Raw genomic sequence first — 26,072 nt, forward strand, 5'->3', positions numbered from 1 at the left:
AGGTCGTCGAATCTTTGGCGATGAGCTTATGCGCTCGCCGTCGATGGCCGCGTTGCACGGCCCTGCAAGCCTGTCGCCCCGGCGTGTCGTGGGGAGGGCGCTGTCGCTAGGAGAGCGATGCAGGCGCCGGCCGCGTGCGGTAGAACTGCATCGGCGTGGCCTGCATCTCCCGGGCATGCTGGTTCAGCACCGACTTCTTCATGCGGCCCACCACGTGCATCTCGCAGGGCTTGCAGTCGAAGCGCAGGGTGAGCTTTTCCTTGCCGTTCACCAGTTGCAGCGGCTCGGCCTTGATGGTGCCCTTGACGCCGATCACGCCCTTGGCCTGCTTGGGGCAGAGGCTCATCGAGAAACGCACGCAGTGCTTGGTGATCATCAGGCTCACCTCGCCTTCCTCTTCCTTCGACTCGTAGGCCGCATCGATCACCTTCACGCCATGGCGCACGTAGAAGTCGTGCGCCTTGTGGTTGAAGACGTTGGCCAGGTAGCTCAGGGTGTCTTCGGGGAAGGGCGCGGGCGGCTCCACCGGCGTGGCGCGCGGCAGGCGCACGAAGCCGGCCGTGCGCGCGGCTTCCAGTGCGGCCACCGCGTCGCGGCGCAACTGGTTGAGCGCCGAAGCCGGCACGAACCAGGGCTGCGACAGCGTGAGCGCGACGTCGTGCACCAAGAACACGGTGGCGCCGAAGCGCCCGAGCTGCTCGCGGAGCGTGGCCTCGGCGCGGGCGGCGTCGGTGGCGGGCTCGTGCGGCTGCACGATGGCGGCGCTGCCGGTGAAGCCGTCCTCGTCGGTCAGCGTCAGGCGCAAGCCGTCCGGAGTCTCGGCCAACTGCGCCCACAGGCCGATGCGGCGGTCGCTGGATTTCTTGTCCAGCGTGCGCACCCATTCCATGTCGCGGTTGCGGTTCACCTCCAGGCCGCGGCGCAGGTCCTTGAAGCCGGCGATCGGGTCCTTGGGGAACACGCGCCACAGACCCTTCTTGGCGTTGATGGCCTCGGCGCGGTTGATCTGCAGGCCCACCAGTTCCTTTTGCAGGTCGTAGTAGCAGAGGCCGTCGCCGTTGTGCAGCACGGTATCGGCGCTGGACAGCTCCAGCTCGGCGAAGTTCTCGCCCACCTTGGTCACCCAGCCGATGGCGCGGCCCGGGGTCTTGGGCGTGTCGAACGCGCCGATGTCTTCCTTGCGGCCGTTGACGAAGTAGTCGGTGAACTCGCGGTTGAAGTTCTGGTCGGGGTCGGGCGTGAAGCTGAAGGTGGTGCGGCCCGAGGACGAGCGCGCCAGCGGCTGCGCGGTGAATTCGCGCTCCTCGATGATCTCGTCCAGCAGCTTGCGGTAGTGGGCGGTGATGTTCTTCACGTAGCCCATGTCCTTGTAGCGCCCCTCGATCTTGAAGCTGCGCACGCCGGCATCGATGAGCGCGCGCAGGTTGTCCGACTGGTTGTTGTCCTTCATCGACAGCACGTGCTTTTCGTGCGCGATGATGCGGCCGCCCGCGTCCAGCACCTCGTAGGGCAGGCGGCAGGCCTGGTTGCAGTCGCCCCGGTTGGCGCTGCGGCCGGTATGGGCGTGGGTGATGTAGCACTGGCCCGAATAGGCCACGCACAGCGCGCCATGCACGAAGAATTCGATGGTGGTGCGGGCCGGGTCGGTGGCGGCGCGCACGGCGGCGATCTCGCCCAGGTCCAGCTCGCGGGCCACCACGATCTGCGAGAGCCCCGCGTCCTGCAGGAAGCGCGCTTTCTCGGGCGTGCGGATGTCGGCCTGCGTGCTGGCGTGCAGCTGGATGGGCGGCAGGTCCAGCTCCAGCAGGCCCATGTCCTGGATGATGAGCGCATCGGCGCCGGCGTTGTAGACCTGCCAGGCCATCTGGCGCGCGCCTTCCAGCTCGTCGTCGCGCAGGATGGTGTTGAGCGTGATGAAGATGCGGCTGCCGAAGCGGTGCGCGTGGCGGATGAGGCGTTCCAGGTCGCGCATGTCGTTGCCGGCGCCGGCCCGCGCCCCGAAGGCGGGGCCGCCGATGTAGACGGCATCGGCGCCGTGGTTCACGGCCTCGATGCCGATGTCGGCGTCGCGGGCGGGGGAGAGCAGTTCGATCTGGTGGGGCAGCAGGGACATGGGGCCGGATTATCCCAGGGCAGGCTGTGCGGCGCACGGGCCGCCGGCCCTGGCGGCGCGAACCGCAGCGCAGGCAGGGCGGGCGCGGCCCCGCGTCAGGCACCGGTCGGCACCCGTCGGCGGGGTGCCGGCAGGCGCGGGTGAACCCTGCACATGCACCGGAATGGGGCCTGTCGAGCGGGGTATTGCCTGGTTTTGGTGCCTCCACCGCGAGCTAATGGTTAGCATACGCACGTGGCGGCACCGGCCGTCACGCTTCTTTTTGTCCAGCCAGCCACGGAGACCGAATGTTCGCCCAGTCCACTGCTTCCCGCCTGCGTTTCCCCCTGCAACTGACCGCGCTGGCCTGCGCCCTGACCGCCGCTGCCGCGGCGAATGCCCAGGACGTGCAGGTCGTCAAGATCGGCCACGCCGGCCCCATTTCGGGCGGCATCGCCCACATCGGCAAGGACACCGAGAACGGCGTGCGCCTGGCGGTGGACGACCTGAACGCGCAGAACCTGGTCATCGGCGGCAAGAAAATCAAGTTCGAGCTGGCCGCCGAGGACGACGCGGGCGACCCGCGCCAGGCCACTGCCGTGGCGCAGAAGCTGTGCGACCAGAAGGTCGCCGGCGTGGTGGGCCACCTGCAGTCGGGCACCTCCATCCCCGCGTCCGGCATCTACGACAAGTGCGACCTGCCGCACATCACCGCATCGGCCACCAACCCCGACTTCACCAAGCCCGGCTACAAGACGGCCTTCCGCCTGATCGCCAACGACAACGCGCTGGGCGCGGCGCTGGCCCTGTATGCGGCCGATCACCTCAAGCTCAAGACGGTGGCCATCATCGACGACCGCACGGCCTACGGCCAGGGCGTGGCGCAGGTCTTCAAGGCCACCGCGCAGCAAAAGGGCCTGAAGGTGGTGGGTGAGGAATTCACCAACGACAAGGCCACCGACTTCATGGCCATCCTGACCTCGCTCAAGAGCAAGAAGCCCGACGGCGTCTTCTACGGCGGCCTCGATGCGCAGGCCGGCCCGATGCTGCGCCAGATGGAGCAGCTGGGCATGGGCCAGGTGAAGTTCTTCGGTGGCGACGCGCTCTGCACCGAAAAGCTGCCCGAGCTGGCCAGCAAGGTCGCCGCGCTGAAGAACGTGACCTGCGCCACCGGCGGCGCCTCCATCGCCAAGATGCAGGGCGGCCCCGAATGGAAGAAGCGCTACGACGCCAAGTTCCCCGGCCAGTTCCAGATCTACAGCCCCTACGCCTACGACGCCGCCATGGTGCTGGCAGACGCGATGAAGCGTGCCGATTCGGTGGATCCGCGCAAGTACACGCCCTTCATCGGCAAGGCGAACTACAAGGGCGTGACGGCCAATGTGTCGTTCACCCCCAAGGGCGAGCTCACGCATCCTGCGGTCACGCTCTACCACTACCCGGACAACGCCCGCGTCGGCTTGAACTGACCCGCCCGGGGCGCCACCGCTGCCCCGGCCCAGCCCGATCGGCCGCTTCTGCGGCCGTTTTTGCTGCGGGCCGGTGAGGCCTGCCGCTACAGTGGCGACCGCCAGCCCATTTCCGGGCTGCGCGAACGAACAGAAGGCGGTGCGCGGTGCTCAGGACTTTCGGACTCATCGGACTGGTGGTGGCGCTGGCCATCGTGGCGGTGCTGGCCAAGCGGCAGGCGCAGGCGCCGCATGCGGCAACCCAGCCGCTGCCGGCCGTTCCCGGGGCGCCCGCCAGCGCGCCCGCCGGATCGGTGCGCGACCAGACCCAGCAGATCCAGCAGCAGGTGCGCCAGCAGATGGACACGCTGATGCAGCAGGCCCGCCCCATGCCAGACGATGAATCCAAGTGAAAAACGGCTCTGGCGCCCGTCAATACTCGGTCTGATGCTATAAAAAGATGAGTGAACGCACTGCCGGCGCCGAGGCGCCCGACGACGCCGCCTGGATGCGGCTGGCGCTGCAAGAGGCCCGCGCCGCCGCGGAGGCGGGCGAAGTGCCGGTGGGCGCCATCGTCGTGCGGCACGGCGAGGTGATCGCCACCGGCCGCAATGCGCCCATCGCCCGCCACGACCCGACGGCCCATGCCGAGATCGCCGCGCTGCGGGCGGCGGCCGAGCGGCTCGGCAACTACCGGCTGGACGGCTGCACCCTCTACGTGACGCTGGAGCCCTGCGCCATGTGCAGCGGCGCCATGCTGCATGCGCGGCTGCCGCGCGTGGTGTTCGGTGCGGCCGAGGTCAAGACCGGTGCCGCCGGCTCGGTGGTCAACCTGTTCGCCGAACCCCGGCTCAACCACCAGACCGCGCTGCAGGGGGGCGTGCTGGCGGACGAATGCGCCGCGCTGCTGAGCGACTTCTTCCAGCAGCGCCGCCAGCAGCAGCGGGCCCGGGCGCTGGCCGCCCACCCGCTGCGCGACGATGCCCTGCGCACGCCCGAAGCGCGGTTTGCGGCACTGTCTGGCGACCCCTGTCTGCCGCGCTACGTGAGCGACCTGCCGGCGCTTGCCGGTTTGCGCCTGCACTATCTGGACGAAGGACCGCCGGACGCCGCGCGCACCTGGCTCTGCCTGCACGGCCGCACGGCCTGGAGCCATGCGTGGCGCCGCATGCTGCCGGTCTTCCTCGCGGCGGGCGACCGTGTGCTGGCGCCCGACCTGATCGGCTTCGGGCGCAGCGACAAGCCCAAGAAGCCTGCGGTGCACACGCTCGCCTGGCATACCCGGGTGCTGGCCGAATGGGCCGATGGGCTGGGCCTGGGGCCCGCCGTGCTGGTGGCGCCGCCCGGCATGGCGGCGCTGGCCTCGGCGCTGCATGCGGCGCTGCCTGGGCGCTTTGCCGGCCTGCTGGTCAGCCCGGATGTGCAGGAGGGCGACACCGACCCGGCCTGGGCCGCGCCGTTTCCCGATGCCGGCCATCGGGCCGGGCCCCGCGCGGTGGGGCAGTGGCCCAGGGCGCTGCCGGGGGGCGTGCCGTTCCCCGACACGCTGGCAGGCGGGTCGCCGGACGGCGCCGCCCTGGCCGCACGCGCTGTGGAATACTTTCGCCCTTGATGCCACCACGCCCGGGCCCGACGCCCGGCCGGTGCGCCCACCCATCGCTCTTTTTGGAGCAGGCCGTGCACGGCCTGAACGCCTTGTCCCTCGATCACCATCCCTCGGTCTGCGGCCACCACCACGGCCCGCAGCACATCTACATTTATTCGCCTTCCGGCGCGGTGCGCGACAAGGCCGGCTTCAAGCGCGGCGTGGCCCGCCTCAAGGCCATGGGCCACGAGGTCGAGATCGATGCCGACGCGCTGGCGAGCCACACCCGCTTCGCGGGCGACGATGCCACGCGTCTGGCCGCCATCCACCGCGCGGCCGCGAGCGGGGCCGACGTGGCGCTCATCTCGCGCGGCGGCTACGGCCTCTCGCGCATCCTGCCGGGCATTCGCTACAAGGCCGTGGCCAAGGCCGTGGCCGGCGGCACGCGGTTCGTGGGCCTGAGCGATTTCACCTACCTCCAGACGGCCCTGCTGGCGCAGACCGGCGCCACCACCTGGGCCGGCCCGGCGCTGGTGGGCGACTTAGGGTGCGAAGGCGAGCCCGACGACATCATGATGGCCTGCCTGGATGATTTGTTCACCGGCCATGGCGAAGGCACCGGCTGGCGCATGAACGCCGAGAAGCCCCGCGCCGACGGCCAGCCCGCCGTGCGCGACATCTACGTGAAGAACGCCACGCTCTGGGGCGGCAACCTCGCGGTGCTGGCCTCGCTGGTGGGCACGCCGTACCTGCCCGAAGTGCGCGGCGGCATCCTCTTCCTGGAAGACGTGAACGAACACCCCTACCGGGTCGAGCGCATGCTCACGCAGCTGCTGCACGCCGGCGTGCTGGCCCGCCAGAAGGCCGTGGTGCTGGGGCAGTTCAGCGACTACGCGCTCACGCCGCACGACAAGGGCTTCAAGCTGCAGAGCGTGGTCGACTGGCTGCGCACCCAGATCAAGGCGCCGGTGCTCACCAACCTGCCGTTCGGCCATGTGGCCACCAAGGTGCTGCTGCCGGTGGGCGCTCCGGTGTCGCTGTCGGTGGAAGGGCGCGATGCGCTGATCTACTGGGGTCATACCCACTGAGCGCTGCCCGCAGGAGGGCGCGGAAGAAAGGGTGAGCATGGCTGGCATGGGCATCTCGCGAACCACGCGGTGGATCGGCCGCGGTGCCGTGGCGCTGGTCGCCGTGGTGCTTTTGGCGGGCGCTGCGGCCGCCCTCTACGTGCTGCGCAGCTTCCCCGCGCTGGACGGCCGCATGCAGACCCCGGGCCTGACGCAGCCCGTGCAGGTGCGGCGCGACGGCGCCGACGTCACCCACATCGAAGCGGCCACGCCCTTCGACGCCTGGTTCGCCATGGGCTACGTGCATGCGCAGGAGCGCACCTGGCAGCTGGAATTCAACCGCCGCCTGATGCATGGCGAGCTGTCGGAACTGTTCGGCCCCGCCGCGCTGGACACCGATCGGCTGATGCGCACGCTCGACATCGCCGGCGCGGCACGCCGCCAGTACGCCGGCTTGCCGCCGTTCGCACGCGAGGCGCTGCAGGCCTACAGCCGCGGCATCGCATCGTTCCACCAGCACCGAGCACAGGCGCTGCCGCCCGAATTCCTGTTGCTGGGCGCGCGGCCGGGCGGTGCCCAGGGCACGCCGTGGTCGCCGGAAGACAGCGTGGGCTGGGCGCTGATGATGGCGCTGGACCTGGGCGGCAACTGGGGCACCGAATTCGCGCGCCTGTCGCTGGTGCGCACGCTGCCCACCGACCGGCTCTGGCAGCTGATGCCGCCGTATCCGGGCGAGGCGCCGGCGACTTCCGTCGACCTGCAGGCGCTGTACCGCGAGCTGGGTGTGTACCGCACGCCCGCCGGGCCCGTGGCAGCTGCGCACGGGCAGGGGGCGCAGCCGCCGCTGCCGGTGCCCTGGGCCCATGACCTGGCCGCGCAGGCCGGCGACCCGGGCGGGCGGGGCAGCAACAACTGGGTGGTGGCGGGCCGCCGCACTGCCAGCGGCAAGCCGCTGCTGGCGAACGATCCGCACCTCGGCCTGGGGGCGCCAGCCCTCTGGTATTTCGCGCGTCTGAAGGCGCCTGCCGGCGTGGCGGGTGACGGCAGCGCCGTCGCCGGCATGGACGTGGTGGGCGCCACCTTGCCCGGCCTGCCCTTCGTGGTGCTGGGCCGCACGGCGCGGGCGGCCTGGGGCTTCACCAACACCGCCCCCGACGTGCAGGACCTGTACCTGGAGCAGATCGACCCGGCCGACCCGAAGCGCTACCGCACGCCGGACGGCTGGGCCACGTTCGCCGAGCGCGAGGAAACCATCCGCGTAAAAGGCCAGCCGGACGTGCGCCACCGCGTGCGCGCCACCCGCCATGGGCCGGTGCTGAGCGATGCGCAGCCCGCCCTCCATGGCGGAGTCATCGACCTGGATCGCCACGTGCTCGCCCTGCGCTGGAGCGCGCTCGACGACGACAACCAGACGGTGCTGGCCGGCCTGCTGGCCAACCAGGCCCGGTCGGTGGCCGAGCTGTTCACGGCCTTCGCCCACTACCACTCGCCCATGCAGAGCGTGGTGGCGGCCGACGTCCACGGCGCCATCGGCTTCAAGGCCATGGGTCGCGTGCCGGTGCGCGGCGCGGGCAACGACCTGCGCGGCGTCGCGCCCGCCCCCGGGTGGGACGCGCGCTACGACTGGCAGGGGTGGCTGCCCCTGGCCGACACCCCGCAGGACGACGGCGCCGCCCACGGCTGGCTGGCCACCGCCAACCAGCGCATCACGCCGCCCGGCTATCCCCACTTCATCACGGCCGACTGGTCGCTGCCGTATCGGCAAAACCGCATCGCCGGACGCCTGGAGGCCACGCCGCGCCACGACATGGCTAGTCTGCGCGCCCTGCAGCAGGACACGGTGTCGCTGGCGGCGCTCCAGCTGCTGCCGCACCTGGTGGCCGCGCCCACCGACCACGCCCTGGCTGCGCAGGCGCGGGCGCTGCTGCAGGGCTGGGACGGCGACATGCGCGCCGACCGCGCCGCTCCGCTGATCTTTGCCGCCTGGGCGGACGAACTGGCGCGCGGCCTGGTGGCGCCGCGCATCGGGGCCGAGCGCTTCGCGGCACTCTACGGCCGGCGCGACTTCCGGGCTGGTATCGAAGGCATGCTGCAGCGGGGCGACGGCTGGTGGTGCCAACCCCTGACCTGCCCGCAGCAGGCGGGTGCTGCGTTCAATCGGGCGCTGGACCGCCTGGCCGCGCTCCACGGCAGCGACCCCGCCCGCTGGCGGTGGGGCGCGGCCCACCCCGCGCTCAGCGTGCACCGGCCGTTCGGCAACGTGCCGGCGCTGGCCCGCTGGTTCGACGTGCGCGTGCCGTCGCCGGGCGATGCCTACACGGTCAACGTGGGCCAGTACAACCCGGCGGAAAAGCACGACCCCTTCGCCAGCCGCCACGCGCCCTCGCTGCGCGCGGTGTACGACCTGGGAGACCCGGAGCAGTCGCTGTTCATCTACCAGACCGGGCAGAGCGGGCTGGTGTTCTCGCCGCGCTACCGCGACATGGCCGGGGCGTGGTCGCAGGGCGGCATGCGTCCCCTGCAGTTGCAGCCCGCCCGCTACGCGCACCGGCTGGTGTTGACGCCCTGAACCCCTGGGCCCGCAGGCCCGGGGCTGCGCGACCGTGTCAGCGCTTTTTGCCGCCGAAGATGCTGCCCAGCACCCCGCGCAGGATCTCCTTGCCCAGCGACGTGCCCATGGTGCGCACGGCGGACCTGGCCATGGTCTGAACCAGGCCGTCCCGCTTGCCGCCGCGCGGGCCCGTCGAGCCGAACAGCACGTCGTTAAGCCCACCCATCATGCCGCCGCCGTCCTGCGCCGCATCGGCCTTCGCCTTGGCGGGCGCGTTGTCCGCTGCCACGTCGGCGCGGCCGCGCAGCTTCTCGTAGGCCGATTCGCGGTCCACCGCCTTCTCGTACACCCCGGCCACCAGCGACTGCGCCAGCAGCGCCTGGCGTTGCTGCGGCGTGATCGGGCCGATCTGGCTGCCGGGGGGCAGCACGAAGACGCGCTCGGTGACGCTGGGCCGGCCCTTGGCATCGAGGAAGCTGACCAGCGCCTCGCCCACGGCCAGCTCGCTGATGGCCGCCTCGATGTCCAGCCCCGGCTTGGGCCGCATGGTGGTGGCCGCGGCCTTCACCGCCTTCTGGTCGCGCGGGGTGAAGGCGCGCAGCGCATGCTGCACGCGGTTGCCCAGCTGGGCCAGCACACTGTCGGGAATGTCCAGCGGGTTCTGGGTGACGAAATAGACGCCCACGCCCTTGGACCGCACCAGCCGCACCACCAGTTCGATGCGCTCGACGAGTACCTTGGGCGCTTCGTTGAACAGCAGGTGGGCCTCGTCGAAGAAGAAGACGAGCTTGGGCCTTTCGGGGTCGCCGATCTCGGGCAGCGTCTCGAACAGCTCCGACAGCATCCAGAGCAGGAAGGTGGCGTAGAGGCGCGGCGAATTCATCAGCTTGTCGGCCGCAAGGATGTTGACCACGCCCTGGCCGCCGACGGTCTGCATCAGGTCGTTGATGTCGAGCATCGGCTCGCCGAAGAAACGGTCGCCGCCCTGGGTCTCGATCTGCAGCAGACCGCGCTGGATGGCGCCAACGCTGGCGGCGCTGATGTTGCCGTACTCGGTGGTGAACTGCTTGGCGTTTTCGCCCACGTGCGTGAGCATGGCCCGCAGGTCTTTCAGGTCGAGCAGCAGCAGGCCGTTGTCGTCGGCGATCTTGAACACCAGGTTCAGCACGCCCAGCTGCGTGTCGTTCAGGTTCAGCATGCGGCCCAGCAGCAGCGGCCCCATGTCGGAGATGGTGGCGCGCACCGGGTGGCCCTGTTCGCCGAAGACGTCCCACACCGCCGTGGGGCAGGCGACGGGCTCGGGCAGCGGCAGGCCGCGCTCGGCCAGCGTGGCGGCCAGCTTGTCGCCGATGCGGCCGGGCTGGCTGATGCCGGTGAGGTCGCCCTTCACGTCGGCCATGAAGACCGGCACGCCGATGCGCGAGAACCCTTCGGCCAGCGTCTGCAGCGTGACCGTCTTGCCGGTGCCGGTGGCGCCGGTGATGAGCCCGTGCCGGTTGGCGAGGCCGGGCAGGAGTTGGCATTCGGCGGTGCCCGATCGGGCGATCAGAAGAGGTTCGGCCATGATGGGTAGGCAGTCAAAAGTAAAATCGCGGCCAGTAGATTAAATCAATACCAGCACCCCGAAGGACACCCGTGGCAGGACACAGTAAATGGGCGAACATCCAGCACCGCAAAGGGCGGCAGGATGAGAAGCGCGGAAAGATCTGGACGCGGATCATCCGCGAAATCACGGTGGCGGCACGCGCCGGTGGCGGCGACGTGTCGGCCAACCCGCGTCTGCGCCTGGCGATCGACAAGGCCAAGGCCGCCAACATGCCGGCCGACCGCATCAAGTACAACATCGACAAGGCTACCGGCAACGCCGAGGGCGTGAACTACGAAGAAATTCGCTACGAGGGCTACGGCATCGGCGGCGCGGCCATCATTGTTGACACCATGACCGACAACCGTGTGCGAACCGTGGCGGACGTGCGCCACGCCTTCAGCAAGTACGGCGGCAACATGGGCACGGAAGGCTCGGTGGCGTTCCAGTTCAAGCACTGCGGCCAGCTCATCTTCGCTCCGGGCACCGACGAGGACCGCGTGATGGAGCTGGCCCTGGAGGCCGGCGCCGAAGACGTGGTCACCGGCGAAGACGGGGCCATCGAGGTGCTGACGGCCTACGGTGATTTCGAAGCGGTCAAGAATGCCCTGCAGGCCGCCGGCCTGGTGCCCGAGGTGGCCGAGGTCACGATGCGCGCCGACAACACCATCGAGCTGGAAGGCGACGATGCTGCCCGCATGCAGAAGCTGCTCGACGTCCTGGAAGACCTGGACGACGTGCAAGAGGTCTATCACAACGCAGCATTATGAAAATTCTCGTGATTGGTGGCGGCGGCCGGGAACACGCAATGGCCTGGAAGATCAGCCAGTCGCCCAGGGTGACGAAGGTGTTCGTGGCGCCCGGCAACGGCGGCACGGCACTCGATTCCAAGCTGGAAAACGTGGACATCGCCGACGTGCGGGCGCTGCGCGAATGGGCGCAGGCGCAGAAGATCTCGCTGACCGTCGTCGGGCCCGAAGCCCCGCTGGCCGCCGGCGTGGTGGATGAGTTCCGCGCGCATGGACTGCGCATCTTCGGCCCGACCAAGGCCGCTGCCCAGCTGGAAAGCTCCAAGGCGTTCTCCAAGGCCTTCATGAAGCGCCACGGCATTCCAACGGCCGAGTACGAGGCCTTCACCGACCCGGTGGCGGCCCACGCCTACGTGGACCGGCTGGGCGCGCCCATCGTGGTCAAGGCCGACGGCCTGGCCGCCGGCAAGGGCGTGGTGGTGGCCATGACGCTGCAGGAAGCACACGACGCGGTCGACTTCATGCTGGTGGACAACAAGTACGGCGTGAGCCACAACGCAGGCGGCGCTCGCGTCGTGATCGAGGAGTTCCTCAAGGGCGAAGAGGCCTCCTTCATCGTGCTGTGCGACGGCAAGAACGTGGCGGCCCTGGCCACCAGCCAGGACCACAAGCGGCTCAAGGACGGCGACGAAGGCCCCAACACCGGCGGCATGGGCGCGTATTCGCCCGCGCCCGTGGTCACGGCCGACGTGCATGCCCGCGCCATGCGCGAGATCATCCTGCCCACCATCCGGGGCATGGAAAAGGACGGCATTCCCTACACCGGCTTCCTCTATGCCGGGTTGATGATCGACGCCACCGGCCATCCGAAGACGCTGGAGTTCAACTGCCGCATGGGCGACCCGGAAACCCAGCCCATCCTGATGCGCTTGAAGAGCGATCTGGTCGATGTGCTGGCCGCCGCCGTGGACGGCAAGCTCGACCAGCTGGAGATGCAATGGGACCGCCGCCCCGCTCTGGGCGTGGTGATGGCCGCGCATGGCTACCCCGAGAGCCCGCGCAAGGGTGACGCCATCACCGGCCTGCCCGCCGATGCCGACGACGCGGTGGTGTTCCATGCGGGCACCGCGCTCGACGAAGCGGGCGTGCCCCGCACCACGGGCGGGCGCGTGCTCTGCGTCACGGCGCTGGCCGACAGCGTCAAGCTGGCGCAGCAGCGGGTGTACGACGTGGCCCGCGGCATCCACTTCGACGGCGCGCAATACCGCCGCGACATCGGCCACCGCGCCATCAAGAGCTGATGCAGCCCACTGGCGCCGCTTTCGATGCCCCCCCGCTGCATGCCGGCGACGTGGCCGCGCGCGTGCGTGGCTACCTCGTGGGCCTGCAGGCGCGCATCACCGATGCGATCGAAGGCGTGGAAGGCCGGGTGGAGGAGGGCGGTGCGCGTTTTCGCTCCGACGCCTGGGCCAAGCCGCCGGGCGAGCCGCTGCAGGGCGACGGCATCACCCGCATCCTGGAAGGCGGGCGCGTGTTCGAGCGGGCCGGCTGCGGCTTCTCGCACGTGCGCGGGCCGCGCCTGCCACCCTCGGCCACCGCGCATCGGCCCGAGCTGGCCGGCGCGCCGTTCGAGGCCATGGGCGTGTCGCTGGTGTTCCACCCGCGCAACCCCTATGTGCCGACCGTGCACATGAATGTGCGCATGATCGCCGCCGGCCACCCCGGCGCGGCGCCGGTCTGCTGGTTCGGCGGCGGCATGGATCTGACGCCCATCTACGGCTTCGACGAGGACGCGGTGCATTTCCACCGCAGCTGCCGGGCCGCGCTGGCCGCTTTCGGAGCCGACAAGTACCCGCGCTTCAAGGCATGGTGCGACGACTACTTCTTCCTCAGGCACCGGGGCGAGCAGCGGGGGGTCGGCGGCATCTTCTTCGACGATTTCTCGGAGCCGGGCTTCGACGCCAGCCTGGCGATGATGCAGTCGGTGGGTGACGCCTTCCTGGGTGCCTACCTGCCCATCGTGGAGCGCCGCCAGGGGCTGCCGTACGGGGAGCGCGAACGCGAATTCCAGCTCTACCGCCGGGGCCGCTACGTCGAGTTCAACCTGGTGTGGGACCGCGGCACCCACTTCGGCCTGCAGTCGGGCGGGCGCACCGAATCCATCCTGTTGTCGATGCCGCCGCTGGCCGCCTGGGCCTACCAGCGCGAGGACCCGGCAGGATCTCCCGAGGCCGAACTGACCGCCCGGTTCCTGCAGCGCCGCGACTGGATCGAGGCCGCCGAAGGCCATCAACTATAATTTTGATAGCTGCAACCGCCTGATGCCATTGCGCCGGGAGCGCAAAAGGCACTGGCTCCGGCGCCCGGCGCCGGCACGTGCAGGGATCGGTCCTACTGGCCGACGTCCCGCCAGCCCGCTATAAATACATTTCCTTCTTCACTGAACACAGCCTGATGACCACCTCCAGCCAATCGGAAACCGCCGCCAAGAAAGACGTCACCAAGCTCCAGCGCGCCATCGTCGATGGCCTGGAGGACGTCAAGGCGCAAGACGTGCAGGTGTTCAACACCGAGCACCTGTCGCCGCTGTTCGAGCGCGTGATCGTGGCATCGGGCACCTCCAACCGGCAGACCAAGGCGCTGGCTTCCAGCGTGCGCGACGCCGTGCGCGAGGCCGGCTTCCCGAAGCCGCGCATCGAAGGTGAAGACAACGGCGAGTGGATCATCGTCGACTGCGGCGCGGCCGTGGCGCACATCATGCAGCCCGCCATCCGCCAGTACTACCGCCTGGAAGAGATCTGGGGCGACAAGCCCGTGCGCCTGAAGCTGGGCGCGCCCAAGCCCGCCGTGGCGGAGGGCGGCGACAAGCCCAAGCGCAAGAAGGCTGCCGTGGCCGCCAAGCCCGAGCAGCCGGCCCGCAAGCCCGGCGTGTCCAAGGCCAAGGCGGCGACGGCAGAGGCCGCACCGGCTGCGGGCCGCAAGACCACCACTGCTGCCGCCAAGACGACGGCCAAGGCCCCTGCCAAGAAGGCCGCTGCCTCCAGCCGCGCGCCGGTGAAGACCGCCGCCAAGACCGCCGCAAAAACGGCAGCCAAACCGGCAGCGAAGGCCCCCGCCAACACGGCAGCCAAGCCCATCAAGACCCTGGTCGTGAAGCCGGCCGCCAAGAAGGCCGCCCCCGCCAAGACGGGCGCACGCTCGGCGCCCCGCGCCGCGGCCAAGGCACCGGCCCGGGCGCCCGCCAAGAAGGCTCCAGCCCGCAAGTCCTGACTGACCTCCAGGCACGGGCCGAGCACCGATGAAGCTGCTGATCGTGGCCGTGGGCCAGCGCGTGCCCGACTGGGCGCAAACGGCCTACGACGACTATGCCAAGCGGTTTCCGCCCGAGCTGAAGGTCGAGCTCAAGGCCGTGAAGACCGAGCCGCGCGGCTCCAAGACGCTGGAGACTCTCTACGCTGCCGAGCGCGAGCGCATCGAGGCCGCCATTCCGCGCGGCATGCGCGTGGTGGTGCTCGATGAGCGCGGCACGAACCTGACCACCAAGGCGCTGGCCCAACGGCTGAAGGACTGGCAGCTGAGCGGCGACGACGTGGCGCTGGTCATCGGCGGGCCGGACGGCCTGGAGCCTGCCTTCCGGCAGGCGGCGCACGAGCGCATCCGCCTGTCCGACCTGACGCTGCCGCACGCCATGGTTCGCGTGCTGCTGATCGAACAGCTCTACCGCGCATGGTCCGTCAACGCCGGCCACCCGTATCACCGGGAATGAGCGGCCGTCGGTTGGGCGCCTCGACCTGAAGGTGCTCGCCGGTTTGCTATAAATTTAATAGCTGAATGCGTTGGATAGACGGGCGCGAGAGGCTGTTTTGACCCCCAAATCCAGAGCCATGGCCGACTTCCTCTATCTCGCATCCCAGAGCCCGCGCCGCCGGCAGCTGCTCGAGCAGATCGGTGTGCGCACCGAATTGCTGCTGCCCAATGCCGACGGCGACCTGCCGGAAGACGCCGAAGCCATCGAGGCCGTGCTGCCGGGTGAGGCGCCCGACGCCTACGTCCAGCGCGTCACCGGCCTGAAGCTGGAGGCCGCCGTGGCGCGGCACGCCCGGCGCGGGCTGGCGGCAGCGCCCATTCTGTGCTCCGACACCACGGTGGCGCTGGCGGGCCGCATCTTCGGCAAGCCGGACGACGCTGCCGATGCCGCACGCATGCTGGCCGAGCTCGCCGGACGCGAGCACCAGGTGCTGACGGCCGTGGCCCTGCAGTCGGCCGGGCGGCGGAGGGCGGCGCTGTCGGTGTCCACGGTGCGTTTCGCGCCCATGACGCCGGCGCAGATCGACGCCTACGTCGCCAGCGGCGAGCCGCTCGGCAAGGCGGGCGCCTACGGCATCCAGGGCCGCGTGGCCGCGCACGTGGAACACCTGGCCGGCAGCTATTCGGGCATCATGGGCCTGCCCCTGTACGAGACGGCGCAACTGCTGCGCGAAGCCGGCTTCGCCGTCTGAACTTTCCCCCCGGCGGCTGCCGGTGCTTTCCCTTCCGACCATGCAACAAGACATTCTCATCAACTGGTCGCCCCAGGAAACCCGCGTGGCCGTCGTCGAACACGGCGCCGTGCAGGAACTGCACGTGGAGCGCACGCTGGAGCGCGGGCTGGTCGGCAACGTGTACCTGGGCAAGGTCTCCCGCGTGCTGCCGGGCATGCAGTCCGCCTTCATCGACATCGGCCTGGAGCGCGCCGCCTTTCTGCACGTGGCCGACGTGTGGCAGCGGCAGGAGGGCGGCGAGGCGCCGATGTTCGCGCGCAAGGGCGAGCCGCCCGTACCCATCGAGAAGCAGGTGTTCGAGGGCCAGTCGATCATGGTGCAGGTCATCAAGGATCCCATCGGTACCAAGGGCGCGCGGCTCTCCACGCAGATCAGTGTGGCGGGCCGGCTGCTGGTGTTTCTGCCGCAGGACGACCACATCGGCATATCGCAGAAGATTCCGGCTGCCGAGCGCGACGCCCTGCGCGCGCGCCTGCAGGCGCTGGTGGCCGACAAGGCGCACGGCGGCGGCGCGGGCGGCGGCTTCATCCTGCGCACCAATGGCGAGGATTCGACCGATGCCGAGCTGGCCGAGGACATCACCTACCTGCGCAAGACCTGGGCGCGCATCAAGCAGGCCGCGCTGCGGCTGCCCGCCACCTCGCTGCTGCACCAGGACCTGAGCCTGCTGCAGCGCGTGCTGCGCGACCTGGTGGGCGAAGAGACCACCAGCATCCGGCTTGACTCGCGAGAACAGTTCGCGGCGCTGCAGGCCTTCGGCCGCGAATTCATGCCCGCGGCGGTGCCCAAGCTGCAGCTCTACCGGGGCGAGCGGCCCATCTTCGACCTCTACGCCATCGACGAGGAGGTCGCGCGGGCGCTGGGCCGGCGGGTGGATCTCAAGTCCGGCGGCTATCTCATCATCGACCAGACCGAGGCGCTGACCACGGTGGACGTGAACACGGGCGGCTATGTGGGCGCCCGCAATTTCGACGACACGATCTTCCGCACCAACCTGGAGGCGGCCGGCGCCATTGCCCGGCAACTGCGGCTGCGCAACCTGGGCGGCATCATCATTGCCGACTTCATCGACATGGCGCGGGAAGACCACCAGGAAGCGGTGCTGGCCGAGTTCCGCAAGCAGCTGTCGCGCGACCGGGTGAAGACCATGTCGGGCGGATTCTCGCAACTGGGGCTGGTGGAGATGACCCGCAAGCGCACCCGCGAGTCGCTGGCGCACATGCTGTGCGAGCCCTGCAAGCACTGCCAGGGCTCTGGCCAGGTGAAGACCGCGCGCAGCGTGTGCTATGACGTGCTGCGCGAGATCCTGCGCGAGGCGCGGCAGTTCAATCCGCGCGAATTCCGCGTGATCGCGTCGCCGCACGTGGTGGAACTGTTTCTCGACGAGGAGAGCCAGCATCTGGCGGGGCTGTCGGACTTCATCGGCAAGCCCATTTCATTGCAGGCGGAAGGCGCCATGGCGCAGGAGCAGTACGACATCGTGCTGCTCTGACCCCCGGCTCAGCGCCGTGCCGTGCCGCGCTGCGGCAGTGCCGCCGCCGTGGCTGCTGTGGCTGCCTACAGGCGGCGCAGCCGCACCAGTGCCTCGCTGAGCGTCGCATCCTGCTTGGCGAAGCAGAAACGCACCACGCGCTGATCGAATCCGTCGCCGTAGAAAGCCGACAGCGGTATCGCTGCCACGCCGATCTCGCGCGTCAGCCACTGGCAGAAGTCGGCCTCGCTCAGGTCGCTGACGGCGGAGATGTCCACGCACTGGAAGTAGCTGCCGGTGCTGGGCAGCAGCTGGAGGCGCGAGCCCGCCAGGCCCTGGCGGAACAGGTCGCGCTTGGCCTGGTAGAAGGCCGGCAGCTGCAGATAGGGGGCCGGGTTGTGCAGATAGGCGGCCAGCCCGTATTGCATGGGCGTGTTGACGGTGAACACGTTGAACTGGTGCACCTTGCGGAATTCGGCCATCAGCGGGGCAGGCGCGGCCACGCTGCCGACCTTCCAGCCGGTGACGTGGAAGGTCTTGCCGAAGCTGGACACGATGAAGGCGCGGGCCGCCAGGCCAGGAAAGCGCGCCGCGCTCTGGTGCTCCACGCCGTCGAACACCATGTGCTCGTAGACCTCGTCGCTGATCAGGAGCACGTCGGTGGGGGCCAGAAGTTCCTGCAGCGTCAGCATGTCCTGGTCGGACCAGATGGTGGCGCTGGGGTTGTGCGGCGTGTTGACGATGATGGCGCGGGTGCGCGCCGACAGCGCGGCGCCGATGGCGTCGAAATTGGGGCGGAACGTGCCGGGCGTGAGCGGCACGCGCACCACGGTGCCGCCCGCCAGTTCGATGTTGGGCACGTAGCTGTCGTAGCAGGGCTCCAGCACGATGACCTCGTCACCCGGCCGCACGGTGGCGAGGATGGCCGTCAGGATCGCCTGCGTCGCGCCGGCGGTGATGGTGATCTCCGTGTTCGCGTCGTAGGCGCGGCCGTGCAGCGCTTCGATTTTGCGGGCCACGGCCTGGCGCAGCGCCGGCACGCCTGGCATGGGCGGATACTGGTTGTGGCCGGCCTGCATGGCTTGGGTCACCGCATCGACCAGGGCCGGGTCGCAGGCGAAATCCGGAAAGCCCTGGCCCAGGTTCACCGCGCCATGTTCCAGCGCCAGTGCGGACATCACGGAAAAGATGGTGGTGCCGACCTGCGGGAGCTTGGTGGGCACGGCGGGCGTGCGGGGCGAGGGTGATGCGGCGTGGTGCATGGGGTTCATGGGACGCTGAAAAAGCGGGAGCGGAGGAAGCTGGGCCGAAGGGAGCTGGAGCGGGCGGCATGCCGGGCACGCCGGCGCGCTGTCAGAGTTCGTAGTCGTTGACGTGGCCGGTCATGGCGCGGGAGATCAGTTCACGGTTGAGCCGGTCGCTCAGCAGTTCGGCGAACTTGTAGACGAAATTGCGCAGGTAGGCGCCGCGCTTGAACGCCACCCGGGCCACGCTCTGGCCGAAGAGATGGCCCACGGGGCGCACCACCAGGTCGTTGAGCGGATCGTCGCGCATCGCCATTTCGGCCACGATGCCCACGCCCAGCCCCAGCCGCACATAGGTCTTGATCACGTCGGAGTCGATGGCCTCCAGCACGATGCGCGGCTGCAGCTTGCGCGCGGCGAATGCCTGGTCGATCTTGCCCCGGCCGGTGAACGAGGGGTGGTAGGTGATGAGCGACTCGTGCGCGATGTCGTCCAGCCCGATGCGCTCCTTCTGCGCCAGCGGGTGGTGGGTGGGTATGACCAGCACGTGCTGCCACTCATAGCAGGGCAGTGTCACCAGGTCGGGGTAATCGGCGAGCGATTCGGTGGCCATGCCGATCTCGGCCACCTCGTCGATCACCATGCGCGCCACCTCGTGCGGCGTCGCCTGGTGCAGGCTGATGTTGACCTTGGGATAGGCCTCGCGCAGCCTGGCCACCGGCATCGGCAGCACGTAGCGGGCCTGCGTGTGGGTGGTGGCGATGCTGAGGGTGCCGCTGTCCTGCGCGCTGAACTGCTCGCCGATGCGCTTGAGGTTGCCCACTTCCCGCATGATCAGCTCGATGCTCTTGAGCACATGCTGGCCGGGCTCGGTGATGCGCTTGAGCCGCTTGCCGTGGCGCGCGAAGATGTCCACGCCCAGCTCGTCTTCCAGTTCGATGATGGCCTTGGAGACGCCGGGCTGCGACGTGTGCAGCGCCTTGGCGGCCTCGGTCAGGTTCAGGTTGCGGCGGGCGGCTTCCTGAACGAAGCGGAACTGGTGCAGGTTCATATCTGATTGCGGCTAAAAAGTCGCAACATTATGCTGCAGACTTCTAAGCTCACCGCCTGCCAACGTCGTCCGACGCGGGTTCAAGCGAAGGGCGTCGCGGCGATCTCGGCCATCAGGGCCGTCATGCGCTCGTCCTCGCCAATCGCCTGCTGCACGTGGAACTGCAGCCCGGGGTGATCGGTGCGCAGCGCCTGCACGAGGGCCGGAAGGTCCTCGCGGGCATGCCGGCCGGTCCCGAGGAACATCGGCACGATGGTGATGCGGCGCACGCCGGCCCGCGCCATGCGGGCCACCGTGGTGGGAAGGTCGGGCTCGCTGAGTTCCAGGTACGCGCAGGCGACTGCCAGGGCCGGCCTGTCTGCCGCGATCCGGGCGGCGACGGCTTCCATGGGCTGGCTCCACAGCGGGTCGCGGGAGCCGTGGGCGAAGAGGACTACGCCGTCGTGAGAAGAGGATTCCATGGGGGTCATCGCCTGAGCACCAGCCAGCCGAAGGCGCCGAGTGAAAGAAGGGAATAGATCAGCCCCGGCGCTGCCGCCGTGAGCCAGGGAGACCAGTTCTGCAGGTTGCCCGCATAGCCGAATACATTGTTGAGCAGGAAGAAGCTGATGCCCGCCATCACCCCGCCGAAGACATACGCGGCGATGCCGCCCGAGCGGAAATGCAGGTAGGCGAACGGCAGCGACAGCACCACCATCACCAGGCAGCTGAGCGGGTAGAACACCTTGCGCCAGAACTCGATCTCGTACTTCTGCGCCGACTGGCCGTTGGCCTCCAGGTGGCGGATGTACTGGAACAGGTCGATGGTGGCCATCTTGTCGGGCTTGAGCAGCGAGGCCGCCACCATGTCGGTGCTGATGCGCGTGGGCCAGCGGTAGTTCGGCTCCTGAAGCCGCTCCACCCGGGGCGCGGCGGCGCCCGCTCCGGAGGCGGACGTCGGCGCGCCGGGCGAGGCGTTGCCGTGGTGGAAGACGTTGCGCCGCACGCCTTCCAGGTTCCAGCCGTCGCCTTCGGGCGCGAACTCGCCGCGTTCCGCCTGCACCGTGGAGGCGACGCGGCCCTGGGCGTCGAACTCGAACACCCGCACGTTGCGCATGTGGCCATTGGGGTCGAGCGCGCGCACGTTCACTGCCACCGAATGGTCGCCCTGGCGCTCCTTCAGCCAGGCACCGGTGGCCCCGGCACTGATCTGGCCCGTGCGGCGGGCTTTCACCAACTGCGCCGCGCGGTCGCTGAGCGGGGCCAGATAGTCGCCCACCGCGAACGTGACGATGACGAACGCGCAACCCAGCACCAGCAGCGTGCGCAGCGCGCGCCAGGGCCCCAGCCCGCTGGTGCGCATGATGGTGAATTCCGAACTCTGCGCCAGCCGCGCCATCACGAAGATGGTGCCGATCAGCACGGTGATGGGCAGCAGCTCGTAGAGGTGGGCAGGCAGGCTGAGCGCGACGTAGAGCAGCGCATAGGAGAGCGTGTAGCCTGCCTCGCTGGCGCGGCCCACCCAGCGCAGCTCGTCCACCATGTCGAAGAAGAAGAACAGCGCGAGGAAGGCGAGGGTGACGAAGGCCACGCCGGTGGCCGCTTCGCGGTAGATGAGTCGGCGGATGGTTTTCATGGACGACGGCGGCCCGCCAGCAGCGTGCGCAGGGACCAGTGGTTGTGGCGCCAGGCCAGCAGGACCACGCCGAAGGCCAGCGTGCCGCCGTGCAGCATCAGCATGAAAGGCCCGACGCCCAGGCGCCCGACGGCCACCCAGCTCTGGCCCACGGTCATGAGGTTGTAGTAGGTGATGAACGCGAACAGGGCGAAGACCATGCTGCCGCTGCGTCCGGCCCGGGGGTTGACCACGGCGATGGCCAGGCCCAGCACGACGAAGTTGAGCGCCGCCAGCGCCAGCCCGAGCCGCCAGCCCAGCTCCGCCATGTTGACGGGCGTGGGCTCCTTGAGCAGATCGAGCGTGTCCTGCGTCTTGACGGCGGATTCGTCCGAAGACCGGGAGGACGCGGAGCCGATGCGGGTGCCGTACTCCTCGAAGTCGCTGACCTTGATGGAGGGCTTGTCGAGCGTGTTCTCCAGCCGCTGGCCGTCGCTCAGCAACACCAGCCGTTCGTTGTTGCGCACTTCCAGGCGCGCGCTGCGGGCGGAGGTGACCGTCTCGCGGTTGTGCTCGTTCGTCGCGATGAACACATTGGAGGCCTCGCCTGCGTCGGACGTCGCACGGTCGATGAAGAACACGCGCGAGCCGTTGGCCGATTCCTGGAATTCACCCGGCGCCACGCGGTCGATGTCGCTGCGCTGCTCGTACTGCGCGCGCAGCTCCTGCACCTGCCGGTTGGCCCAGGGCCAGATGGCCAGCGACAGCGCGGCCACCACCAGCATCACCGGCCAGGCAAAGCGCAACAGGGGCTTGAGCAGGCTCAGCAGGCCGCGGCCGCTGGCGAACCAGATCACCATCTCGCTGTCGCGGTACATGCGCGACAGCGTGCTGACCGTTGCCACGAACAGGCTGAGCGTGAGGATGGTGGACAACTGCCCCAGCACCGTGAAACCCATCACCAGCATGACGTCGGACGGATTGACGCTGCCGCGGGCGGCTTGGCCCAGCGTGCGGATCAGCATCATCGTCATGACCACGGTGACGAGCACCACCAGCGTGGCCCCGAAGCTGCGTGCCAGCTCCTTGCGGATGGATGAATCGAATAACATGGGCTCGAAGGAAAACGCCGATTATGAACTTCGAACTGAAGACCCTGCCCCTTGCCACCGCCGCTGCCGAGAAGTGCGACCTGCTGGTCGTGCTCGTCCCGGAAGGCTTCAGGCCCGGCTCCGATGCGCTCTCCACCCTGGTGGCGCATGCGCTCAAGCAGGCCGACCTGGACACCAAGCCCGGCAAGCACCTGTCGCTCTACCAGGCGCCCGCGGTGACCGCCCGCCGCCTGGTGCTGGCCGGAGCCGGCAATGGAAGCCCCCGCCATGTGCGCCAGGCGCTGCAGGGCTGCGCCGCCGCACTGAAGACTCCCCAGGTCAAGCGTGCGGCCATCGTCTTTGCCGGAGCCGCCCAGCCTGACGCCGTGTGCGCTGCCGTGATGGCGCTGGCGGACGCAAGCTACGCCTACACCGCCACCAAGTCCAAGGCCGAACCCCGCGTGCTGGCCCGGGTGACGCTGGGCGTGCCGGATGCCGCTGCCGCGCGCGAGGCGTTCCTGCGCGGCAGCGGTGTCGCCGTCGGGGTGGAATTCGCCCGCGAATGGGCCAACCGCCCCGCCAACCATGCCACCCCGACGCTGCTGGCCGAAGCGGCCAAGGCGCTGGCCAAGGCGCCCAACATGCAGTGCAAGGTCCACGGCCCGGCCGAAGTCGCCCGCCTGGGCATGGGCTCGTTCCTGGCGGTGGCGCGTGGTTCGGAAGAGCCGCTGCGATTCATCGAACTGCACTACAACGGCGCGGGCAAGGGCGTCGCCCCGGTCGTGCTGGTGGGCAAGGGCATCACCTTCGACACCGGCGGCATTTCCATCAAGCCGGCCGCTGAGATGGACGAGATGAAGTTCGACATGGGCGGTGCGGCCAGCGTGCTGGGCGTCTTCAAGGCGCTGGCCGAACTGAAGCCCGCGATCAACGTCGTCGGCCTCATCCCGGCCTGCGAGAACATGCCCGATGGCCGCGCGGTCAAGCCGGGCGACGTGGTGACCACTATGAACGGGCTGACGGTGGAGGTGCTCAACACCGACGCCGAAGGCCGGCTGGTGCTGTGCGACGCGCTGACCTATGCGGCCCGCTTCAGGCCGACCGCCCTGGTGGACATCGCCACCCTGACGGGTGCCTGCGTGGTGGCCCTGGGCGGCCTGCGCAGCGGCCTCTTTGCCACCGACGAAGGCCTGGCCCGCCAGCTGGAGCAGGCGGGCGACGCGGCGCTCGACCCCTGCTGGCGCATGCCGCTGGACGACGAATACGCCGACAGCCTGAAGAGCAACTTCGCCGACCTGGGCAACGTGGGCGGCCGCGCCGGTGGCGCCATCACCGCAGCCAAGTTCCTCCAGCGCTTTGTTGGCGACACGCCCTGGGCGCATCTGGACATCGCCGGCACGGCCTGGAAGGGCGGGGCGGCCAAGGGCGGCACGGGCCGGCCCGTCGGCCTGCTGATGCACTACCTGCTGGACGTGGCGCGCACACCGGCCGCAGCAGGCCCCAAGGCCGCAGGCCGGCGCACGGCTGCGGCTGCGGCTGCCGCTGCGGCGGGCAGCAAGCCCGCGCGCTCTGCCGCTCGTTGAGGCGGGCGGGGCACCATGACCGAGATCGCCTTCCACTTCAATGCGCCCGACAAGCTGGCGTACGCCTGCCGGTTCGCCCGCAAGGTGAGCCGGGGCGATGCGCGGCTGGTCATCACCGGGCCGGATGAGGTGCTGGAGCCACTCGATCGCATGCTCTGGGCGATGGGCGCGACCGACTTCGTCGCCCACTGCCGCGACGACGCCGACGAAGACACCCAGCGTGCATCGCCCGTGCTGCTGGCGCGGGATGCAGGCGCCGCCCCGCACAGTGACGTGCTGCTGAACATGGGCGCGGTAGTGCCGCCTGCATTCAGCCGCTTTTCCAAGCTGATCGAAGTCGTGAGCAGCATCGACGAGCAGGACCGTCAGGCAGCACGTGACCGCTGGCGGCACTACGCTGCGCGCGGCTACCAGATCGTGCGCCACGACCTGGTCCTGAAAGGCGCCTGATGACCCCGACGCCGCCGCCCCCGAAGGGCCCTCCCAGATTCGTGCCGACGCTCACCGAAGTGGTGCGGCTGGATCAGCCGGCGGTGCCGGAGGCTGTGCGGTCAGCGCCTGTGCCGGCGCCAACTCCGACGCCGACGCCAGCCTCCGCGCGTCCCACTGGCGCGGAGTCTCCCGCGGCATTGGCGGAGGATCGGCTTGCGCCGTCGGTGGAGGACCGGGTCCAGCGCTCTCCGTCCTTCGCCGCGCCTGTGACGCCAGCCTCGACCTGGGCGGCCAGCCCGCTTCCTGCGCCCGCCCCGGCACGGGCCATGGCACCCATGCCTGTGGAGACGCCGGCCCGGCCAGCGCAGGCGGCGGCGCCTGCCACGGCACTGCCTGCCGGCATCGAGGAATACATCGTCCACCGCGTGATGCAGCGGGTGGACGTGGTGCTGGACCAGCGCCTGCGCGAGGCGATCGCCACGGTGGTGCAGGAACAGACCCGCTCGATGGTGCCGCGCCTGCGCGAAGAGGTCGAGTCGGTGGTCCGCCACGCGGTGTACGAGGCCGTGGCCGAAGAGCTCTCCGCGGACGGCTCCACGCCGCATTGAGTTGACAGGGTATTTCCCTGTGATTTCGGACGCTCCTGCGCGTGTTCCCTAGTGATCTGGCCCGTAAATTGCGATATGTTCGCCTGCGTTGGGACACAACCAAATTTCTCAGCGCCTACCCCTTAATGGAGATCCATATGCAATTGAAGTTGAAACTGACCGTCGCCGCTGCTATCGCTGCGGTCGCTGGAATGGCCACCGCCCAAGAAGTGGTGAAAATTGGCCACGTCGGCCCGGTTTCTGGTGCTCAGGCCCACTATGGCAAAGACAACGAAAACGGCGCTCGCATGGCCGTCGAGGAACTGAATGCCCAGGGCGTGACCATCGGTGGCAAGAAGGTCAAGTTTGAACTCCAGGCGGAAGACGATGCGGCTGATCCGAAGCAGGGCACGGCCGCTGCGCAGAAGCTGTGCGACGCCAAGGTCGCTGGCGTGGTGGGTCACCTGAATTCGGGCACCACCATCCCCGCATCGAAGGTGTACAACGACTGCGGCATTCCGCACGTCACCGGCGCGGCCACCAACCCCAACCTGACCAAGCCTGGCTACAAGACCACCTTCCGCATCATCGCCAACGACAACGCGCTGGGTGCAGGCCTGGCTGCCTACGCTGCCGACACGCTGAAGCTCAAGAACGTGGCCATCATCGACGACCGTACCGCCTACGGCCAGGGCGTCGCATCGGTGTTCAAGAAGATCGCCGCTGAAAAGGGCATCAAGGTCGTCGACGAGCAGTTCACCACCGACAAGGCCACCGACTTCATGGCCATCCTGACTGCCATCAAGGCCAAGAACCCCGATGGCGTGTTCTTCGGCGGCATGGACCCCCAGGCCGGCCCGATGCTGCGCCAGATGGAACAGCTGGGCATGGCCAACGTGAAGTACTTCGGCGGCGACGGCATCTGCACGGCCGAAATCGCCCGACTGGCTGCCGGCGCCAAGACGCTCGGCAACGTGGTTTGCGCCGAAGGCGGCGCCTCGCTGGCCAAGATGCCTGGCGGCACGGCCTGGAAGGCCAAGTACGACGCCAAGTACCCCAACCAGTTCCAGGTGTACAGCCCCTACACCTACGACGCCACCATGCTGCTGGTCGATGCCATGAAGCGTGCTGGTTCGTGGGATCCGAAGGTCTACATTCCTGAGCTGGCCAAGGCCAACTACAAGGGTGTGACCGCGAACATCGCCTTCGAACCCAACGGCGAAATGAAGAACCCCGCCATCACGCTGTACGTGTACAAGGACGGCAAGAAGACCCCTCTGAACTGATGGGCGAGCAGCGCCGGTCGTTGACCGGCCGCTGATGCAACCCGGCCGGACGGCACGTCCCGCCGGGTTTTTTCATTGGGCGAGCCACGCCGCGAAGACGGGGCGGCCCCGGACA

The 26,072-nt window shown here is 69.2% G+C and carries 23 protein-coding genes; 16 read left to right on the forward strand and 7 right to left on the reverse strand.

What is annotated here, in order from left to right:
* Positions 1–106: 106 nt before the first annotated feature.
* Positions 107–2,113 (reverse strand): U32 family peptidase, encoded by a 2,007-nt coding sequence (locus ASF94_RS06390; RefSeq protein ID WP_056663278.1) that lies wholly within the window; start codon positions 2,111–2,113, stop codon positions 107–109.
* A gap of 287 nt (positions 2,114–2,400) precedes the next feature.
* On the opposite strand from ASF94_RS06390, the gene ASF94_RS06395 reads away from it, so the two are divergent.
* From ASF94_RS06395 to ASF94_RS06415, 5 genes are all read left to right on the forward strand, one after another.
* Entirely contained in the window at positions 2,401–3,561 is a 1,161-nt protein-coding gene (locus ASF94_RS06395) for a branched-chain amino acid ABC transporter substrate-binding protein (RefSeq protein WP_082493023.1), read from the forward strand.
* Between the two features lie 146 nt (positions 3,562–3,707).
* On the forward strand, positions 3,708–3,953 hold the full coding sequence (locus ASF94_RS06400; RefSeq protein WP_056663280.1) for a hypothetical protein: 246 nt from the start codon (positions 3,708–3,710) through the stop codon (positions 3,951–3,953).
* A gap of 47 nt (positions 3,954–4,000) precedes the next feature.
* Positions 4,001–5,152 carry a tRNA adenosine(34) deaminase TadA gene (tadA, locus tag ASF94_RS06405; protein ID WP_056663283.1) on the forward strand — a complete coding sequence of 384 codons (1,152 nt, stop codon included), beginning with the start codon at positions 4,001–4,003 and terminating at the stop codon, positions 5,150–5,152.
* Between the two features lie 65 nt (positions 5,153–5,217).
* Positions 5,218–6,213, forward strand: a complete 996-nt coding sequence (locus tag ASF94_RS06410) for an LD-carboxypeptidase (RefSeq protein ID WP_369818640.1) — start codon at positions 5,218–5,220, stop codon at positions 6,211–6,213.
* Positions 6,214–6,259: 46 nt separating this feature from the next.
* Entirely contained in the window at positions 6,260–8,761 is a 2,502-nt protein-coding gene (locus tag ASF94_RS06415; protein WP_056663362.1) for a penicillin acylase family protein, read from the forward strand.
* 37 nt (positions 8,762–8,798) lie between these two features.
* Here the strand turns inward: ASF94_RS06415 and ASF94_RS06420 are convergent, their stop codons facing one another.
* Positions 8,799–10,307 (reverse strand): helicase HerA-like domain-containing protein, encoded by a 1,509-nt coding sequence (locus ASF94_RS06420; protein ID WP_056663286.1) that lies wholly within the window; start codon positions 10,305–10,307, stop codon positions 8,799–8,801.
* A 71-nt stretch (positions 10,308–10,378) separates the two neighbouring features.
* Between ASF94_RS06420 and ASF94_RS06425 the strand changes: the two genes are divergently transcribed.
* The 7 genes from ASF94_RS06425 to rng all read left to right on the forward strand — a co-directional run bounded on the left by ASF94_RS06425 (position 10,379) and on the right by rng (position 17,110).
* The gene (locus ASF94_RS06425) at positions 10,379–11,098 is read left to right on the forward strand and encodes a YebC/PmpR family DNA-binding transcriptional regulator (protein ID WP_056663288.1); all 720 of its coding nucleotides are present in this window, start codon (positions 10,379–10,381) and stop codon (positions 11,096–11,098) included.
* Positions 11,095–12,378 carry a phosphoribosylamine--glycine ligase gene (purD, locus tag ASF94_RS06430; RefSeq protein ID WP_056663291.1) on the forward strand — a complete coding sequence of 428 codons (1,284 nt, stop codon included), beginning with the start codon at positions 11,095–11,097 and terminating at the stop codon, positions 12,376–12,378. The genes ASF94_RS06425 and purD overlap by 4 nt, the downstream gene beginning before the upstream one ends.
* Positions 12,378–13,376, forward strand: a complete 999-nt coding sequence (gene hemF / locus ASF94_RS06435) for an oxygen-dependent coproporphyrinogen oxidase (protein ID WP_056663293.1) — start codon at positions 12,378–12,380, stop codon at positions 13,374–13,376. The genes purD and hemF overlap by 1 nt, the downstream gene beginning before the upstream one ends.
* Before the next feature lie 155 nt (positions 13,377–13,531).
* Positions 13,532–14,347, forward strand: coding sequence for a ribosome silencing factor (gene rsfS / locus ASF94_RS06440; protein WP_056663296.1), 816 nt, complete (start codon positions 13,532–13,534; stop codon positions 14,345–14,347).
* A gap of 28 nt (positions 14,348–14,375) precedes the next feature.
* Positions 14,376–14,843 carry a 23S rRNA (pseudouridine(1915)-N(3))-methyltransferase RlmH gene (gene rlmH / locus ASF94_RS06445; RefSeq protein ID WP_056663299.1) on the forward strand — a complete coding sequence of 156 codons (468 nt, stop codon included), beginning with the start codon at positions 14,376–14,378 and terminating at the stop codon, positions 14,841–14,843.
* 118 nt (positions 14,844–14,961) lie between these two features.
* Complete coding sequence (locus ASF94_RS06450; protein ID WP_056663302.1) at positions 14,962–15,576, forward strand: nucleoside triphosphate pyrophosphatase; 615 nt, start codon at positions 14,962–14,964, stop codon at positions 15,574–15,576.
* Positions 15,577–15,616: 40 nt separating this feature from the next.
* Entirely contained in the window at positions 15,617–17,110 is a 1,494-nt protein-coding gene (rng, locus tag ASF94_RS06455; protein WP_056663304.1) for a ribonuclease G, read from the forward strand.
* 65 nt (positions 17,111–17,175) lie between these two features.
* Here the strand turns inward: rng and ASF94_RS06460 are convergent, their stop codons facing one another.
* The 5 genes from ASF94_RS06460 to lptF all read right to left on the reverse strand — a co-directional run bounded on the left by ASF94_RS06460 (position 17,176) and on the right by lptF (position 22,090).
* Positions 17,176–18,351 carry a pyridoxal phosphate-dependent aminotransferase gene (locus tag ASF94_RS06460; protein WP_056663365.1) on the reverse strand — a complete coding sequence of 392 codons (1,176 nt, stop codon included), beginning with the start codon at positions 18,349–18,351 and terminating at the stop codon, positions 17,176–17,178.
* A gap of 91 nt (positions 18,352–18,442) precedes the next feature.
* Positions 18,443–19,384 carry a CysB family HTH-type transcriptional regulator gene (locus ASF94_RS06465; RefSeq protein WP_056663307.1) on the reverse strand — a complete coding sequence of 314 codons (942 nt, stop codon included), beginning with the start codon at positions 19,382–19,384 and terminating at the stop codon, positions 18,443–18,445.
* Positions 19,385–19,464: 80 nt separating this feature from the next.
* Entirely contained in the window at positions 19,465–19,845 is a 381-nt protein-coding gene (locus tag ASF94_RS06470; protein ID WP_056663369.1) for a sirohydrochlorin chelatase, read from the reverse strand.
* A gap of 5 nt (positions 19,846–19,850) precedes the next feature.
* Entirely contained in the window at positions 19,851–20,999 is a 1,149-nt protein-coding gene (gene lptG, locus ASF94_RS06475) for an LPS export ABC transporter permease LptG (RefSeq protein ID WP_056663310.1), read from the reverse strand.
* A complete protein-coding gene (gene lptF / locus ASF94_RS06480) occupies positions 20,996–22,090 on the reverse strand; it encodes an LPS export ABC transporter permease LptF (RefSeq protein ID WP_056663312.1) in 1,095 nt (364 codons plus the stop codon). Before lptF ends, lptG begins: the two co-directional genes overlap by 4 nt.
* Before the next feature lie 23 nt (positions 22,091–22,113).
* Between lptF and ASF94_RS06485 the strand changes: the two genes are divergently transcribed.
* From ASF94_RS06485 to ASF94_RS06500, 4 genes are all read left to right on the forward strand, one after another.
* Positions 22,114–23,652, forward strand: a complete 1,539-nt coding sequence (locus tag ASF94_RS06485) for a leucyl aminopeptidase (protein ID WP_056663315.1) — start codon at positions 22,114–22,116, stop codon at positions 23,650–23,652.
* A gap of 15 nt (positions 23,653–23,667) precedes the next feature.
* Positions 23,668–24,102, forward strand: coding sequence for a DNA polymerase III subunit chi (locus ASF94_RS06490; protein ID WP_056663317.1), 435 nt, complete (start codon positions 23,668–23,670; stop codon positions 24,100–24,102).
* Positions 24,102–24,692: a hypothetical protein gene (locus ASF94_RS20715; protein ID WP_082493025.1), complete on the forward strand. Its 591-nt coding sequence runs from the start codon at positions 24,102–24,104 to the stop codon at positions 24,690–24,692. The genes ASF94_RS06490 and ASF94_RS20715 overlap by 1 nt, the downstream gene beginning before the upstream one ends.
* A gap of 137 nt (positions 24,693–24,829) precedes the next feature.
* Positions 24,830–25,957 carry a branched-chain amino acid ABC transporter substrate-binding protein gene (locus tag ASF94_RS06500; RefSeq protein WP_056663322.1) on the forward strand — a complete coding sequence of 376 codons (1,128 nt, stop codon included), beginning with the start codon at positions 24,830–24,832 and terminating at the stop codon, positions 25,955–25,957.
* The last annotated feature ends 115 nt before the right edge of the window (positions 25,958–26,072 follow it).

The organism is Acidovorax sp. Leaf160, from assembly GCF_001424265.1.
In the GTDB taxonomy this organism is placed as follows: Bacteria; Pseudomonadota; Gammaproteobacteria; order Burkholderiales; family Burkholderiaceae_C; genus Paracidovorax.